Annotated in this window: 12 protein-coding genes and 1 pseudogene; 4 read left to right on the plus strand and 9 right to left on the minus strand. The window is 72.7% G+C overall.

Going from position 1 to position 16605, the window contains the following annotated elements; translation table 11 throughout:
- Nucleotides 1-1917, minus strand: coding sequence for a translational GTPase TypA (gene typA / locus ACH499_RS15580; protein WP_356199711.1), 1917 nt, complete (start codon nt 1915-1917; stop codon nt 1-3).
- 154 nt (nt 1918-2071) lie between these two features.
- Nucleotides 2072-4264: an ABC transporter family substrate-binding protein gene (locus tag ACH499_RS15585; RefSeq protein WP_399016171.1), complete on the minus strand. Its 2193-nt coding sequence runs from the start codon at nt 4262-4264 to the stop codon at nt 2072-2074.
- A gap of 339 nt (nt 4265-4603) precedes the next feature.
- Between ACH499_RS15585 and ACH499_RS15590 the strand changes: the two genes are divergently transcribed.
- Genes ACH499_RS15590 through ACH499_RS15605 form a run of 4 tightly spaced genes read left to right on the plus strand, consistent with a single transcriptional unit; the run spans nt 4604 to nt 8452 of the window.
- Nucleotides 4604-4894: a hypothetical protein gene (locus ACH499_RS15590; protein ID WP_399016174.1), complete on the plus strand. Its 291-nt coding sequence runs from the start codon at nt 4604-4606 to the stop codon at nt 4892-4894.
- A gap of 20 nt (nt 4895-4914) precedes the next feature.
- Complete coding sequence (locus ACH499_RS15595) at nt 4915-5748, plus strand: hypothetical protein (RefSeq protein ID WP_399016176.1); 834 nt, start codon at nt 4915-4917, stop codon at nt 5746-5748.
- On the plus strand, nt 5748-7685 hold the full coding sequence (locus tag ACH499_RS15600; protein ID WP_399016178.1) for a fumarate reductase/succinate dehydrogenase flavoprotein subunit: 1938 nt from the start codon (nt 5748-5750) through the stop codon (nt 7683-7685). Before ACH499_RS15595 ends, ACH499_RS15600 begins: the two co-directional genes overlap by 1 nt.
- Entirely contained in the window at nt 7682-8452 is a 771-nt protein-coding gene (locus tag ACH499_RS15605; RefSeq protein ID WP_356199720.1) for a succinate dehydrogenase/fumarate reductase iron-sulfur subunit, read from the plus strand. Before ACH499_RS15600 ends, ACH499_RS15605 begins: the two co-directional genes overlap by 4 nt.
- A 15-nt stretch (nt 8453-8467) precedes the next feature.
- Here the strand turns inward: ACH499_RS15605 and ACH499_RS15610 are convergent, their stop codons facing one another.
- The 7 genes and pseudogenes from ACH499_RS15610 to ACH499_RS15640 form a co-directional block, all read right to left on the minus strand.
- On the minus strand, nt 8468-9649 hold the full coding sequence (locus ACH499_RS15610; RefSeq protein WP_399016180.1) for a glycosyl hydrolase family 18 protein: 1182 nt from the start codon (nt 9647-9649) through the stop codon (nt 8468-8470).
- 287 nt (nt 9650-9936) lie between these two features.
- The gene (locus tag ACH499_RS15615) at nt 9937-12543 is read right to left on the minus strand and encodes a SpoIIE family protein phosphatase (protein ID WP_399016183.1); all 2607 of its coding nucleotides are present in this window, start codon (nt 12541-12543) and stop codon (nt 9937-9939) included.
- A gap of 241 nt (nt 12544-12784) precedes the next feature.
- The gene (locus ACH499_RS15620) at nt 12785-13195 is read right to left on the minus strand and encodes an ATP-binding protein (protein WP_399016426.1); all 411 of its coding nucleotides are present in this window, start codon (nt 13193-13195) and stop codon (nt 12785-12787) included.
- 150 nt (nt 13196-13345) lie between these two features.
- On the minus strand, nt 13346-13768 hold the full coding sequence (locus ACH499_RS15625; RefSeq protein ID WP_399016185.1) for a (deoxy)nucleoside triphosphate pyrophosphohydrolase: 423 nt from the start codon (nt 13766-13768) through the stop codon (nt 13346-13348).
- A 43-nt stretch (nt 13769-13811) separates the two neighbouring features.
- Nucleotides 13812-14051: pseudogene (locus ACH499_RS15630) on the minus strand (SPOR domain-containing protein); the annotation flags it as partial.
- 391 nt (nt 14052-14442) lie between these two features.
- Nucleotides 14443-15195, minus strand: a complete 753-nt coding sequence (locus ACH499_RS15635; protein ID WP_356199727.1) for a GntR family transcriptional regulator — start codon at nt 15193-15195, stop codon at nt 14443-14445.
- 146 nt (nt 15196-15341) lie between these two features.
- A complete protein-coding gene (locus ACH499_RS15640; RefSeq protein WP_399016187.1) occupies nt 15342-16490 on the minus strand; it encodes a DUF4190 domain-containing protein in 1149 nt (382 codons plus the stop codon).
- Nucleotides 16491-16605 lie beyond the last annotated feature (115 nt).

Below are 16605 nucleotides of genomic sequence, written 5' to 3' on the forward strand. Positions count from 1 at the left end.
TCAGCCGTGCTTGGCGCGGCTCGCGGCGCGGGCGCGCTCGCGGGCGTCCAGGTTCACCTTGCGGATGCGGACCGCCTCGGGGGTCACCTCGACGCACTCGTCGTCACGGCAGAACTCCAGCGACTGCTCCAGCGAGAGCTTGCGCGGCGGCACGATCGACTCGGTCACGTCGGCCGTGGACGACCGCATGTTGGTGAGCTTCTTCTCCTTGGTGATGTTGACGTCCATGTCGTCGGCGCGGGAGTTCTCGCCGACGATCATGCCCTCGTACACCTCGGTGCCGGGCTCCGTGAAGAGCACGCCGCGCTCCTGGAGGTTGGTCATCGCGAAGGCGGTGACGGCACCGGCGCGGTCGGCGACCAGCGAGCCGTTGTTACGGGTCGTCAGGGTGCCGAACCAGGGCTCGTGGCCCTCGTGGATGGAGTGGGCGATGCCGGTGCCGCGGGTCTGGGTCAGGAACTCCGTGCGGAAGCCGATGAGGCCGCGGGAGGGGACCACGAACTCCATGCGGACCCAGCCGGAGCCGTGGTTGGACATGTTGTCCATCCGGCCCTTGCGCACGCCCATGAGCTGCGTGACGGCGCCCATGTGCTCCTCGGGCACGTCGATCGTCATGCGCTCGACGGGCTCGTACGTCTTGCCCTCGACCTCCTTGGTGACGACCTGCGGCTTGCCGACGGTGAGCTCGTAGCCCTCACGGCGCATCTGCTCGACCAGGATGGCCAGCGCCAGCTCACCGCGGCCCTGCACCTCCCAGGCGTCCGGGCGGTCGGTGTCCAGGACGCGGAGCGAGACGTTGCCGATCAGCTCGCGGTCCAGGCGGTCCTTGACCTGGCGGGCGGTGACCTTGCGGTCCTTGACGGCCGCCTTGTTGTCGGCGCCCTTGCCGGTGGCGCCGCGGCCGACCAGCGGGGAGGTGTTGGTGCCGATGGTCATGGAGATCGCGGGCTCGTCCACCGTGATCAGCGGCAGCGGGACCGGGTTCTCCACGTCGGCCAGGGTCTCGCCGATCATGATGTCGGGGATGCCCGCGACCGCGCAGATGTCACCGGGGCCGGCCTTCTCGGCGGGCTTGCGGGTGAGCGCCTCGGTCATCATCAGCTCGGAGATCCGCACGTTCTGCACGGAGCCGTCGCGCTTCATCCAGGCGACGGTCTGGCCCTTCTTCAGCTCGCCCTGGTGCACGCGCAGCAGCGCGATGCGGCCGAGGAAGTTGTCGGCGTCCAGGTTGGTGACGTGGGCCTGGAGCGGGGCGCCCTCCTCGTAGGTGGGGGCGGGGATGTGCTCCAGGATCGTCGAGAAGAACGGCTCCAGGCTGTCGGAGTCGGTGGGGACGGTGCCGTCCTCGGGCTTGGTGAGGGAGGCCACGCCGTCGCGCCCGCAGGCGTAGACGATCGGGAACTCGATCTGCTCCTCGTCGGCGTCCAGGTCGAGGAAGAGGTCGTACGTCTCGTTGACGACCTCGTCGATCCGGGCGTCGGGACGGTCCGTCTTGTTGATGCACAGGATGATCGGCAGCCGCTGCTGGAGCGCCTTGCGCAGCACGAAGCGGGTCTGCGGCAGCGGGCCCTCGGAGGCGTCCACCAGCAGCACGACGCCGTCGACCATCGACAGACCGCGCTCGACCTCGCCGCCGAAGTCGGCGTGGCCGGGGGTGTCGATGATGTTGATCGTGATCGGTTCCCCGCCGTCCTTCGGGTGATACTTCACCGCGGTGTTCTTGGCGAGGATCGTGATGCCCTTCTCACGCTCCAGGTCGTTCGAGTCCATCATGCGGTCGTCGACGGAGTCGAGCTGGTGCGCGGCGAACGCACCGGCCTGCTTGAGCATCCCGTCGACGATGGTGGTCTTGCCGTGGTCGACGTGGGCGACGATGGCGACGTTGCGGATGTTGTGACGCGTAACAGACACAGCCATGTGTGGCGTACTCCCGGAGGGTGTGAGGACGGCCCTCGCGGACGTCCGTGTCACGCGGGCCTGCCGGGCGATACATGCCACGGCCTCACCCAATGGTACGGGGCCGCGAGGGCAGGAGCTTGCCGGGCCGTTCTCGCAGGTCGGGGGCGGCCGGTCAGGAAGACGGGCTCGCGGACGCCGGCGCGCCCTCCGCGCCCTTCCTCAGGAAGCCCATGTCCTCGTAGACCGGAGTGGCGAAGCCGAAGGCTCCGGCGTTGACGAGGTTCTCGCGGGCGGCGGTGAGCTGGGGCCGCTGGTACAGCGGGATGGAGCCCGCCGCCGCCCAGATCCGGGAGTCCGCCTTGCGCAGCAGGCCGTGCGCCTCCTTCTCGTCCAGCGTCGCCATGGCCTGGTCGAAGAGCTGGTCGACCTGGTCGGTGCCGACCCGCGTGTAGTTCTGCGCGACGTTCAGGGAGCCGTCGGCGCCCGGGACGGGCTTGGCGTAGATGGGGCGGGCGTCGGTGGCGGGGAAGGCGGTGGCGGGCCAGGAGTAGAGCGCCAGGTCGTACTGGCCGGAGGCGATGTGGTCCTTGAAGTAGCTCTCGTCGGAGACCTTGGTGATCTCGGTGCCGACGCCGATCTTCTTCAGCATGCCGGTGATGCGGTCGGCCACGGTGCGCAGTGCCCCGGAGCCGGGGCCGGAGGGGAGCACGAAGCGCAGGGTGAGCGCCTTGCCGTCCTTGGCCAGCGGCTTCACCGCCGAGCCGGCGGGGGCGGCGGTGCCCTGGGGGGCGTAGGCGCCGGGAGCTCCGCCCTGGGCGGTGTTCTTGCCGCTGGTGTGCTGCTCGCCGCTGTCCTTGTCGGAGCCGTCGTCCCCGGCGCCGCTGTCGTCGTTCTTGCCGTCCTCGCCGACGATGTACGTGCCGTCGTCGCCGCCCTCGGACTGCTCGGCGTCCTTGGAGTCCTTGGAGTCCTTGGTCTTCCCGTGTTCGGCGCCGGCCGCCTTCTCGCCCTTCTCCCGCTCGTCCACCGGCCCGCCGGGCACCCACCCGGCGTCCGCGAGCAGGGCCCGGGCCTCCTTGGCGTCCTGGTCGCCGAGCGCGTCGCTGTTGTCGGCGTACGCGGGCTGGCCGGAGAGCGCGAGGTGGCTGCCGACCGGTTCGGCGGGCAGGCCGAGCGGCTTCAGCACCGCCTCGGCCAGCTCCTCGCGGTCCAGGGCGCGGGCGACGGCCCTGCGGACGCGCTCGTCGGCGAGGGGGCCGTCGGCGCCGTTGAGGGCGAGCTGCGTGAAGGCGGGTTCCAACGACTTGCGCAGCTCGAAGCCGCGCAGGGCCTGCCGGCGCTCCTTCTTCTCCGCCGCCTCGCGGGCGAGGGTGTCCTCGTCGGCCTCCTCGTCCTCGGACCCCTTGCCGTCCGACGCCTCGGACGGCGTGCCGTGCGGGGTGCCGCTCGCGCCCATCACCGGGGTGCGGGTGCCCGCGTCGCGGGGGCCGGCGGCCAGCGCGACCTCCTCGGCGGTGTCCGGGTCGATCTCGGCCAGGTCGACGTCGCCGGCGGCCAGCGCGGTGACCCGCTTGTCGCGCGGCACGGCGCGCAGCACGATCTCGGACAGCTTGGGCTGGTCGCCCCACCAGCGGGCGTTGCGGGTGAGGACGACCTCGTCGTCCTGCGTGTCGACCTTCTTCAGCGAGAAGGGGCCGGCGGTGACCTCGAGCTTGCGCCGGGCCCCGTCGTTGAAGGCGTCCGGGGTGCCCATGACGTCCTTCGGGTACAGCGGGCTGAACAGCGACTTCCAGTCGGCGTAGGGCCGGCTGAAGGTGACCTTGACCTCCAGGTCGTTGGCGCCGCGCTCGATCTTCTCGATGCGGTCGTAGCCGGCGTTGCGGGCGGTCCAGTAGGCGCTGTCCTTGCCGGACAGGGCGCGCCACTGGGCGGCGAAGTCGGCGGCGCCGATCTCCCGGCCGTCGCTCCAGACGGCCTGCTGGTTGAGCTTGTAGAGGACGACCTGCTTGGGCTCGGTGTCGACGACCTTCGCGGACTCCAGGTAGTCGGGGTTGCGCACCGGGCGGCCGGTCGCGTCCATCCGGTACATCGACGGCAGCACGGCCTGCGCGACGCGGGTGGTGGTGGCGTCGGCGTCCGACTGGAACGTGTTCAGGGTCTCCGGCACGGAGTCCACCGCCCAGTGCAGGGTGCCGCCGTCGGCGATCCGGGCGCGGGCGGCGGGGGCGATGTCCTGCTGCGCCAGGGGCTTGCCGGCGGGGTCCTCGGAGGTGCACCCGGCCAGCGCGGGGACCGCGAGCGCGCCCGCGGCGAGGAAGGCGGCCGAGCGCATGACCGCGCGGGGTCCGACACCGACGTGGGACATCTCTGCTACCTCCGAAAGGCCGCGGGACGGGTGATCACTTCCGTGGTGATCACTGCCGTGGTGATCACTTTTGGCGGTATATGGAGTTGATCATTTGTATTCGTGCGGATGCGGCCACTGAAGAGGAAAGGGTTCGGCAACACGGGGAGACACGGCGGCGGCGGGCGGCAAGCCCACCCGTGCGGCGCAACACCCGGCGGTGCGCCGCGCCCCCGCGCGCCCCGGCCGATCGGTGCACGTCCCTTCCCAGCGGCGGGTGTGACGCGCGACACTCACAGGCGCATGAACGTCGCCGTCCGAAGCCGCCCGCGCCGTGTCCGACGGAAGTGAGGTCACGTCATGTCCGTGCACGACGACCTGTCATCCCTCCAGCGCTGCCTCGACGACCTGTCCCGGTCGGTGAGCCGCCTGGCGCAGCAGCTCGGCGGTGACGGCCTGGAGATGCGCCGGGTCCGCACCGACGCCGACCATCTGCGCGAGAGCGTCACGCTGCTGCGGGCGGCGGCCGCCGTCCCCGAGGCCGCCGGGCGGCCGGACCTCGTCACGATCCCGGACACGCCGTACGACGGCTCCCTGTGGACGGACTCGGACGACGAGGGCCTCGGCGCCCGCGACCGCCGCGCCCCCTGACACCGACCCGGAGCCGCCCCGTGGCCACTGGAACGGAACCGTCCGCCGCCCGGCCCCGTCCCCGGGGCGGCGTCCACGCCCCGACGCGGGCCGCCCTCGGCGTCCGGCACCTGCGCACCGACCGCTGGTGGGCGGCCCCGGCCGCCACCGCCGCCGGGCTGCTGGCCTTCGTCGCCTACTCGACCTGGCGGGCCTTCGCCGGCGCCGACTACTACGCGGCCCCGTACGTCTCGCCGTTCTACTCGCCCTGCCTGGCGGAGAACTGCGTCCCGATGCGCCACGGCCCGAACTGGGAGCTGTTCGGGAGCTGGTGGGGTCTGTCCCCCGCGGTCGTCGTCCTGATCTTCCCGCTCGGCTTCCGCCTGACCTGCTACTACTACCGCAAGGCCTACTACCGGGCCTTCTGGGCGTCCCCGCCGGCCTGCGCGGTGGCCGAACCGCACGCGAAGTACACCGGCGAGACCCGCTTCCCGCTGATCCTCCAGAACGCCCACCGGTACTTCTTCTACGCGGCGCTCCCGGTCGCCGGGATCCTCACCTACGACACGGTGCTCGCCTTCCGCGACGAGCACTACGCGTGGGGGCACATGGGCGTGGGCACACTCGTGTTCCTCGTCAACATCGTGCTGATCTGGGCCTACACCCTCTCCTGCCACTCGTGCCGGCACATCGTGGGCGGCAAGCTGCGGCACTTCTCCCGGCATCCCGTGCGCTACCGCATGTGGCGGCTGGCCGGCACGCTCAACGCCCGGCACATGCAGCTCGCCTGGGCGTCGCTGGTGAGCGTGGCCCTCGCCGACCTCTACGTCTACCTGGTCGCGTCCGGTGCCTTCGACGATCCGAGGTTCTTCTGATGTCCGTGGCCGACCGGCAGGAATGGGACGTCGTCGTGGTGGGCGCGGGCGGCGCCGGGCTGCGCGCCGCGATCGAGGCCCGTGAGCGGGGCGCGCGTACGGCCGTGGTCTGCAAGTCGCTGTTCGGCAAGGCGCACACCGTGATGGCCGAGGGCGGCATCGCCGCGGCGATGGGCAACGTCAACTCCGGCGACAACTGGCAGGTCCACTTCCGCGACACCATGCGCGGCGGCAAGTTCCTCAACCAGTGGCGGATGGCGGAGCTGCACGCCCAGGAGGCCCCGCAGCGGGTGTGGGAGCTGGAGACCTGGGGCGCGCTGTTCGACCGGACGGCGGACGGCCGGATCTCGCAGCGCAACTTCGGCGGCCACGAGTACCCCCGTCTCGCGCACGTCGGCGACCGTACGGGCCTGGAGCTGATCCGCACCCTCCAGCAGAAGGTCGTCTCGCTCCAGCAGGAGGACTTCCGCGAGACCGGCGACCACGAGGCGCGGCTGAAGGTGTTCCAGGAGTGCACGGTCACCCGCGTCCTCACCGCGGACGGACAGGTCGCGGGCGTCTTCGGCTACGAGCGCGAGACCGGCCGCTTCTTCGTGCTGGAGGCGCCCTCGGTGGTCGTCGCCACGGGCGGCATCGGCAAGTCCTTCAAGGTGACGTCGAACTCCTGGGAGTACACCGGCGACGGCCACGCGCTGGCGCTGCTGGCCGGGGCGCCGCTGCTGAACATGGAGTTCGTCCAGTTCCATCCGACGGGCATGGTCTGGCCGCCGTCGGTGAAGGGCATCCTCGTCACCGAGTCGGTGCGCGGCGACGGGGGTGTGCTCAGGAACCGCGACGGCGAGCGGTTCATGTTCGACTACGTCCCCGACGTGTTCAAGGACAAGTACGCCGAGTCGGAGGCGGAGGCCGACCGCTGGTACGACGACCCGGACCACCACCGGCGGCCGCCCGAGCTCCTCCCCCGCGACGAAGTGGCGCGGGCCATCAACACCGAGGTGAAGGAGGGGCGGGGCTCCCCGCACGGCGGCGTCTTCCTCGACGTGTCGACCCGGATGCCCGCCGAGGTGATCCGGCGCCGGCTGCCCTCGATGTACCACCAGTTCAAGGAGCTGGCCGACGTCGACATCACGGCCGAGGCGATGGAGGTCGGGCCCACCTGCCACTACGTGATGGGCGGCATCGCCGTCGACTCGGACACGGCCGCCGCACGCGGGGTGCCGGGGCTGTTCGCGGCCGGTGAGGTGGCCGGCGGCATGCACGGCTCCAACCGGCTGGGCGGCAACTCCCTGTCCGACCTGCTGGTGTTCGGGCGGCGGGCGGGGCGGCACGCCGCCGGGCACGCGGCGCTGCGGGCGCCCGGGGACCGGCCACGGGCGGGCGACGCGGAGGTCGACGCCGCCGCGGCGGAGGCGCTGCGCCCGTTCTCCGCCGAGACGCGGGACCCGGAGGACGGGCCGCCGGAGAACCCGTACACGCTGCACCAGGAACTCCAGCAGACGATGAACGACCTGGTCGGCATCATCCGCCGGGAGCCGGAGATGCGGCAGGCCCTGGAGAAGCTGGCGGAACTGCGGGCCCGGGCCGCGCGGGCGGGTGTGGAGGGGCACCGGCAGTTCAATCCGGGCTGGCACCTCGCGCTGGACCTGCGGAACATGCTGCTGGTCAGCGAGTGCGTGGCGCGGGCGGCGCTGGAGCGCACCGAGTCGCGCGGCGGGCACACCCGCGAGGACCACCCGGCGATGGACCGCCGGTGGCGTGCGGTGAACCTGCTGTGCGCCCTGGCCGATCCGGCGGGCGACCCGGCGGCGACGGACCCGGCGCGCGGCCGGATCACGCTGGAGCGGGAGATCACCGAGCCCGTCCGCCCGGACCTGCTCGCCCTCTTCGAGAAGGAGGAGCTGGTGAAGTACCTCGCCGAGGAGGAACTGACGGAATGAGCGGCTACGAGGCCCGTTTCCGGGTGTGGCGGGGCGACGCGGAGGGCGGCGGGCTGGAGGACTTCCGCGTCGAGGTGAACGACGGCGAGGTGGTCCTCGACGCCGTCCACCGCATCCAGGCCACGCAGGCCCCCGATCTCGCCGTGCGCTGGAACTGCAAGGCGGGCAAGTGCGGTTCGTGCTCGGCGGAGGTCAACGGGCGGCCCCGGCTGATGTGCATGACCCGCATGTCGGTCTTCACCCGCGAGGAGACGGTCACCGTCACCCCGCTGCGGGCCTTCCCGGTGATCCGCGACCTGGTGACCGACGTCGGCTTCAACTACGCCAAGGCACGCGAGGTCCCGGCGTTCGTCCCGCCCGCCGACCTCGGACCCGGCGAGTACCGGATGGCGCAGGAGGACGTGGACCGCTCGCAGGAGTTCCGCAAGTGCATCGAGTGCTTCCTGTGCCAGGACACCTGCCACGTGGTGCGTGACCACGAGGAGAACAAGCCGGCGTTCGCGGGCCCGCGTTTCCTGATGCGGGTCGCCGAGCTGGACATGCATCCGCTGGACGCGGCCGGGGAGTCCGGCCTGGACCGCGCCCGCGCGGCGCAGGACGCGCACGGTCTCGGCTACTGCAACATCACCAAGTGCTGCACGGAGGTCTGCCCCGAGGGCATCCGGATCACGGACAACGCGCTGATCCCGCTGAAGGAGCGGGCCGTGGACCGCACGTACGACCCGCTGGTGTGGCTGGGGTCGAGGATCAGGCGGCGCCGCTCCTGACGTCGTGCGGCCCGCTCAGCGCACCCAGCCCTCCCGGTACGCCGTCCAGTCCTCCTCCGTCGCCGCGAAGTCGATGTAGGCGGCGACACCGAAGCGGGCGCGGCCGGGGTCGGTGCGGGACAGGCCCAGGCGGACGCCGCGGACGGCGGCCGAGACGGTCTCGGCGTGATTCCAGTGGCCGAAGCGGTTCTCGTGGTAGAAGGGCAGGCCCATCAGCAGGTGGGTGGTGGGCGGTGTGGCCTCCAGGGCGAGCGAGGTCTGCTGGGCGACGTAGCCGCCGTACAGGCTCTCCAGGGGCTGCATGGTGTCGTAGGACATGAGGGCGATCTGGTCGACGCGGCGGGCGACCTGGCCGAAGAACTCCTGCGACCACCACTTGGGGTGCCCGGTGACCGTGCCCCACACGGAGTGGAAGGCCGGGAGCGGGTCGATCTGGTGGGCGGCGACGGAGAGTTGGGCGCCCTCGGCCCGGGTGACGGCACGCAGGTCGTCCAGGAGGGAGAGGTAGTTCCGGTCGCCCGAGTGCAGGGGCTCCAGGTCGAGGTGGACGCCGTCGTAGCCGGCGTCCAGGACCTGGCGGGCGGAGCGCACGACGGCGGCGCGGGTCGCGGCCTTCTCCAGCCTCATGCCGTCGGGTCCCTCGGTGGCGAGGACGTCGCCGAGGAACGCCTGGACGCGGACGCCGGGCAGTTCGCGGTGGACGGCGTCGACCAGCCGGCGCGCCTTCGGGTAGAGGGACTCGCGCAGGGTGCCGTCGTGCTCCAGGGGGCCGGTGTGGACGTACAGGTCGCGGATGCCGGTGTCCTCGAGGCGGCGGGCGAGGGCGGCGAGGTCCGCGTCGGTCCTGCGGCCGTCGACCCAGGCGTGGCCGAGCCACATCGCGTCGCGGTCGCGGGTGCGGGTGCCGTCGGCGAGGTCGCCGGTGTAGTTGATGCGCAGGGCGGTCTCGGCGGCGAGGACGGGCACGAGGAGGACCAGCAGCAGCACGAGGGCGACGCGGCGCAGACGCCTTCTCCGCTTCCCCTTCCGAGCCACGCCGTCCGCGGGGCCGGCGGTGCCCGGCGCGGATGCCTCCTCGGACCCGCTCCCCCCGTCGACCGCTGCCGGGGCGGTGGTGCCCGGCGTGGGTGGCTTCTCGGGTCCGTTCGCGCCGTCGGCGGGTGCCTGGGTGGTGGTCCTCGGCTCGGTCGGCTCCACGGCGTTCCCCTCCCTGGCGGCCGTCCCCGGTCGCGGTGGCGCGTTCCCGCTCGTACGCTCCGAACGTGATGCCGTACGCCTGCCGGGAGCGGTCGTGGCTGGTGTTGCCGGTGAGGACGACTCGAACCGGTGTTCCGGTTGCGGTCGGGGGTGGGGCGCGGTGATGTCCGCGGACCTGGTGCCGCCCCTGGTCGCGGCCGGGGCGGCGCTGCTGCTGGCCGGGCACAGCCGGGTGCGCCGCGTCCGGCGCGCCCGCACCCGTACGACTCCCGGTCGGGCGGCCTCGGTCAGAACAGGCTCAGCAGGGCCTCCGCCGGATCGGTGAGCTGGGTCTCGTCGCCCGGCAGGGGCAGTTCGAACCAGACCGTCTTGCCGCGCGGTGTGCGCCGTGAACCCCAGGCCGCGCTGAGCAGGCCGACCAGTTGGAGGCCGCGGCCGCCCTCGTCGGTGTCGCGGGCCCGGCGCCGGCGTGGCTGGACCAGGCCCGAGTCCCAGACCTCGCAGACCAGGGTGCGGTCGAGCAGGAGCCGGAGTCTGATCTCCCCCTCGCCGTACCGCAGCGCGTTGGTGACCAGCTCGCTGACCAGCAGCTCCGTCGTGTCGACCAGAGGCTCCAGGTCCCAGCTCAGCAGTTGGGCGCGGGCGTACTCGCGGGCCCGGCCGACGCTGCGCGGTTCGCGGGGCAGGGTCCAGTCGCCGACGGACTCGGCGGGCAGGCCCTGGACGCGGGCCATCAGCAGGGCGATGTCGTCCTCGCCGTGGTGGCTGTCGAGGGTGTTGAGGACCTGGTCGCAGACGTCCTCGAGGGGGCGCGTGGGGTCCGTGAGCGCGCCGACGAAGGCCTGGAGCCCCTCGTCGAGGGGGTGGTCGCGGCTCTCGACCAGTCCGTCCGTGTAGAGCGCGAGCAGGGCCCCCTCGGGCAGTTCGACCTCCACCTCCTCGAACGGCTCGCCTCCGACGCCGAGCGGCAGGCCCGGCGGGACGTCCAGCATCAGCGCGGACTCGCCGGGCTCGACCAGGACGGGCGGCAGATGGCCCGCGTTGGCGAAGGTGCAGCGCCGGGTCACCGCGTCGTAGACGGCGTAGACGCAGGTCGCCAGGTAGACCTCGGACAGGTCGGCCTCGCGGGGGCGGCGGGCGGCGCGGGTCGCCTGCTGCACGCCTCCCGGCGCGCCGAGGCCGCGGGCGATCTCGTCCAGGTGGGAGAGGACCTCGGCCGGTTCGAGGTCGAGCTGCGCCAGCGTCCGCACCGCGGTGCGCAGTTCGCCCATCGCCACGGCGGCGCGCAGTCCGCGTCCCATGACGTCGCCGACCACGAGGGCGGTGCGGTGGCCGGGGAGTTCGATGACGTCGAACCAGTCGCCGCCGACCTCGCTGGACCGGCCGGTGGCCGCGTTGCCGGGCAGATAGCGGCAGGCGATGTCGAGGCCGGACGCCTCCGGGTCGCCGGGCGGCAGCAGGGAGCGCTGGAGGATCAGCGCGCGTTCGTGCTCGCGTCGGTAGAGGCGGGCGTTGTCGATGCAGACGGCGGCGCGTGCGGCCAGTTCCACGGCGAGGTCGCGGTCGCGGTCCCCGAAGGGTTCGCTGCCCTTGGTGCGGGCGAACTGCGCGAGTCCCACCACCGTGTCGTGGGCGACCATCGGGACGGCGAGAGTGGACTGCACCAGTCCCCCGCCCTCGGCGGCCACCGTGCGCGGGCGCGCCGTGCGCAGGGCGTCCGCGCAGGGCGAGTTGAACGGGTAGTGGTGGACGGCGCCGAGCTTGACGCGTTCTCCGGTGCCGTGGAAGGGCACTTCGGAGACGGCGCTGGAGAAGGCGACGCGGCGCAGTTCCGCGCTGCCGTCGGCGAGGCCGGGCGGGGTCTCGTCGCCGGCCAGGAGGCCCTGGTAGAGGTCGACGGTGGCCAGGTCGCAGAAGCCGGGGACGACGACGTCGAGGAGTTCGCGGGCCGTGGTCTCCAGGTCGAGGGAGTTGCCGATGCGGGCTCCGGCCTCGTTGAGCAGGGCGAGGTTGCGGCGGGCGGCGGCGGCCTCGCGGGCGGCGGCACGCCGGGCGGTGACGTCGGTGCCGAGCCAGGAGACGCCGATGGGCCGGCCCGAACCGCTGTGCACACGGTAGAGGTTGACGGACCAGTGGCGGCGTTCGTCGGAGCCGGGGACGAAGCCCGTGACGTGCATGTCGGTGATGGACTCGCCGGTCTCCAGCACCCGGCGCAGGGTGGCGCAGACCCGGTCGGCCTCGGCACGCGGCAGATAGTCGTGGACGCCCTTGCCGCGGTGGTCGTCGGGGGTGCCGCCGAAGACGGAGGCGAACCGCTGGTTGGCACGGCGCACCCGCAGATCGGTGTCGATCAGCAGGAAACCGAACGGAGACTGGCCGAATATGGCCTGCGAGGCGGCGAGGTCGGTCTCGATGCTGCGCAGGGTGCGCACGTCGACGACGATGCAGACGGCGGCCTTCTCGCCCTCCTCCGTGCGCGTCGGCATGACGTACACCTCGGCGAGGCCGCGGTGCACGCGGCGTCCGCGGTCCGTCCGTCCGGGGCCGGCGGCCGGGACGCGGAAGGGCACGACGCCGGTCCACTCGCGTCCGTCGAGGATCTCGGCCATCTTGCGCTGGCCGCGCTCGCGCAGGTCGGGGTCGATGAAGGTCTCGATGGGGTCGGTGCCGACGGCGACTTCGGCGGGGATGCCGAGCAGTTGCTCGGCGCGCAGGCTCCACTGGTCGACGAGTCCGTCGGGGCCGATGGAGAAGGAGGCGACCTTGATGTAGTCGTACATGGAGCCGGGCGGGCTGCTCTGCCACACGGCGTCGCCGACCGGGCCCGCGGCAGCCGCCGCGACAGCGTCCGACGGGCCCTCGGACCCCATGGCCCTCGCTGGTATCTCGCTCACGCGAACCGTCCCCTCCAGCTCACCGCTCCCGGCACCGGTCACCGGGGGGCGGCTGCCCACAGTATCCAGCACTACGGCGCCGCACGACACGGTGTTCACGATCACAGCACGGTCCCGATACTTTTCGGTCCGGACCGTGACAACACTTCCAGTCTTCTAACCAGCGGACACGGCATCGAATCCCGCCGTCCGGCAACGGTCTTCGGCCGGGGCCGGGCGCCCGCGCCAGGCCGACGGTCCGTCACTGCGGCACCGTGAGCTCGAACCAGACCGTCTTGCCCGTCGCGCCCGGCCGTGTGCCCCAGCGGCGGGCGGCGGAGGCGACGAGCTGGAGTCCCCGGCCGCCCTCGTCCTCGGGGCGGGCGACGCGTTCGCGGGGCGGGTCGGGCAGGGGGTCGGAGACCTCCACGAGCAGAACGCCGTCCAGGCCCTCGGGGCGGCGCACCATGCGCACGCCGATGGGTCCGGTGGCGTGCCGCAGGGCGTTGGTGACCAGCTCGCTGACCAGCAGTGCGGTGATGTCGCCTGCGCTCTCCAGGTCCCAGCCGCGCAGCCGTTCGCGGACCAGGGAGCGGGCGGTGCGCACGGCGCCCGGGTCATCGGGGAAGACCCACTCGATCCGGTCGTCTTCGGTCTCGATCACGCCGATCACTTCCCCGCCGGGCAACCCCACCTCGTCCCTTTTCGTGGGGTCAATGGGCCCATACCCGATATGCCGGGTCCGGTACCGTCCGACGGGCGCCTGTGCGCACCCGGGCGCATGGAAGCACCGCGGGCGTACGGGGGCTCGCCGCCGCGTGATTCATGCGCCCGGTACGTCCTTCGCCCGCGGCGCCAGGTGCGCGAGCGCGCGCTCGACGGCGGGTACGTCCTGGTCGAGCCAGGGCACGTCCCAGATCTCGTCGGGACCGAGCCAGCGCAGGGCGTCGTGGTCCTCGAGGGGTTCCGGTTCCGGGGAGCCGGGCAGCAGGCGGGCGGTCCACACCTGGAGGACGTAGGGGGGGCTGAGCGGCCACTGTCCCGGGACGCGTTCACCGGTCCGGGCCGTCACGCCGAGTTCCTCGCGCAGTTCGCGCACGAGGGCGGCCTCGGGCGTCTCGCCCTCCTCGACCTTGCCGCCGGGCAGCTCCCAGCGTCCGGCCAGCTCGGCCGGCGCGCTGCGGCGCGCGGCGAGGAGACGTCCGCCGTCGACCAGGGCGGCGCCCACCACGATCCGTTCCGTCATGCGGCGAAGCCTAGGACCCGCCCGACGGCCGGGACGGTCCGGGTCAGTCGGCGGAGCCGGTGGTGTTCGGGCCGAGCTTCTCGACCCAGTAGAGCTGCTTGTGACCGCGACCGTCGAGGGTGTCCGCGATCCGCTGGGCCTCGGCCCGGGTCGCGTACCGGCCCACGCGGTAGCGATTGCCGTTGTCGTCCTGGCGGAAGACCAGCCAGGGGTGAGTGACCGTGCTGTCGTTCATCGCGCCCCTCCACTTCCCGCCCGCGGTCCGCGCCGCGCCCCGCCCGCTAAGGAAACCGCAATCCGCATATGCCCGAGCCTACGCCTAACCTTCACGCAGCGAATACGGATTTTCACAAAGAGGTACGCAACCAGCCAGAACGCAGGGGGCGCACGATGCCGGACGCGCCGTCCGCGCGCGCCGACGCCTCCGGTCGGGGCATGTCCGGCGGGACGGAGGCGACCTGCGAGAACGACCGGAATCACGCGCCGCGGCAGCGGGGGAGTGGGATCCGGGGCGAGGGCGCCGGCACGGGTGAGGGGCGCGGGGGGCGCGCGGAGGCGTGCGCCATCTCACACCTGGGCGGACGCGGCGCCCGGCGTGCCCGGGGCCGCTCCGCTCGGCGGGCGCGAGGCCCTGTCCGACTGCCGGTACGGGGCCGGCTCGGCAGCGCCGCGCCCTACTTCACGGGCAGGTGGTACGCCACCCGGTAGCGGTCCGCGGGGACCACGAGATCGGCCGTCTCGACCGGGCGGCCCGAGGCGTAGAAGGTGCGCTGGACGACCAGGACGACGTGCCCGGGGACGCCGCCCAGGGCGAGGAGTTCCTCGGCGAGGCCGGGGCGGGCGCCGACCTCCTCGGTGACGTTGTCCACGACGACGTCGATCGCGGCCATCCGCTCGACGACGCCCATGCCGCCGAGCGGGCCCTCCTCGGGCAGCATCACCGGGGTGCGGCCGGTGAGGTCGAGGGGCTCCCAGGAGGTCGAGAGCATCATCGCCTCGCCGCCCTCCCGGAAGACGTACCGCGTGCACATCACCCGGTCCCCGGGCTTGATCCCGAGACGCTCGGCGACGGCGCCGCTCGCCTCGGTCTGTTCACTGCGGGAGTCCCAGGTGCCGCGCGCCTCACCGGCGGCCTGCTCCTGGCGGAAGGGGGTGGCGCCCCCGGCCGGCCGGTACCCGGAGCGGGCGATGCGCCGGGGCACGGGCCGCTCGCGCACATACGTGCCGGAGCCCGAGCGCCCCTCGACCAGCCCCTCGGCCATCAGCACCTTGCGGGCTTCCAGGGCGACGGTGTCCGAGACGCCGTACTCCTCGCGGATCCGGGCCTGGGAGGGAAGCCGGGTGTGGGGGGCCAGCAGGCCGTCGACGATCTTCTTGCGGAGATCACCCGCGACACGCAGGTACGCCGGCTGCTCACCGAATGTCACTGGCCGCTCCCATCAGGTTGTACAGACAGCAACAGCGTGGCAACCGTAGGTTGTGCCAGGCAAGTGAAGGCCAGAGAATCACTCGAAGTGATGACGTGTGCCGTCGGGCGCTTCACGCAGGCACTTTCTCCCCGCTGTGGACGTCCTCACACCTCCATGCCGGTGCCGCCCGGCCCGTCGCCGTCCTCCTCCTCGTACGACGGTGGCGTCGTGGGCAGCCCGAGGGCCTTGCGTGCCGTGACCGTCGTGTCGCCGTCGATCAGGTCGAAGCCCTTGTCGTAGTGCTCGTAGAAGGTGCCGACGTCGGTGGACCTCGCCGCGAGGCCCCACTCCTCCTCCGCCGCCTCCAGGTCCGCGATCAGGCCGGCGACCTCCCGCTCGGACCCGGCGGGCCAGTCGTGCCTGCGCAGGATCCACAGCTCGTGCTCCAGCGCGCCCGACACCTGCCCCGCCCAGACCGAGTACGCCGCGAAGTCGTCCTCGGGCGACTCCGCCTCGGGCGCCTCGTCCATGGCCCGGTTGAGGGAGCCCTCCCCCAGCAGGTAGGTGAACTGGTGCGGGTCGAGCGTCCTGGCGTCGTTGCGCAGCGAGCCGGTCAGGGTGCCCCGCTCGTCCGTGTTGCCGAACAGGCAGGTGATCTCCCGGTCGCCCGCGCGCCAGCTCTCCCGGGTCGGCGTCAGGTAGTACACGTCGACGTCCGCGGGCAGGGCCCAGCGGTCCATGGCGTAACCGTCCCGGAGCCCGTAGCACCGGTCGTCGGCGGAGCGCGTGATCTCGCCGTCGCCGGGATAGGCCCCGCCGGGCAGGTCGAAGGCGGCGAACACCTCGCCGTCGTGCTCCTGGTCGCAGGGCACCTCGTCGACGTCGTAGGTGACCCCTTGCAGGGATCCGCTGGGCGTGGTGAAGCACTGCCCCGGGGAGAGCGCGTAGGCGGTGCCCTCGCCGCGTGCGGCGTCCTTGAAGCTCTGCCAGACGTCGGAGGCGACGCCCGTGGACAACGACACCGCCCACAGGACCAGGCCCACGGAGGAGAGCAGGGAACCCGCCACCGCCAGCCCCTTGCCCCGCTCGCCCTTCTTCCTGATCTGGCCCAGCGCGACCAGGCCCAGCACGAGTCCGACCGCCGGAACGAAGCAGAGCACGCCGAGCACGAACGCGGCGATGGCGACGCCGTTGAGGGGCGCCGGCCCGGGGAACGCGCCGTAGGGCCGGCCCCACGCCGGCTGGGGCTGCGGCGGGGCGTACGGCCCCTGGGGGTACGGCCCTCGGGGACCGGGGGGCGGCGGTATGGACACCTGTGCCGTACTCCTCATCCGTGCGGTGCCGCGCGGCGCCGCGGGGTGAGCGCGACCGCCCGGACGCGGGCCGCCTGACTGAGCGCATGGTATGCGGGCAGCGTGCCGGGCCGGG

Origin of the sequence: Streptomyces sp. NPDC018947 (assembly GCF_044390505.1) — a bacterium.
GTDB lineage: Bacteria > Actinomycetota > Actinomycetes > Streptomycetales > Streptomycetaceae > Streptomyces.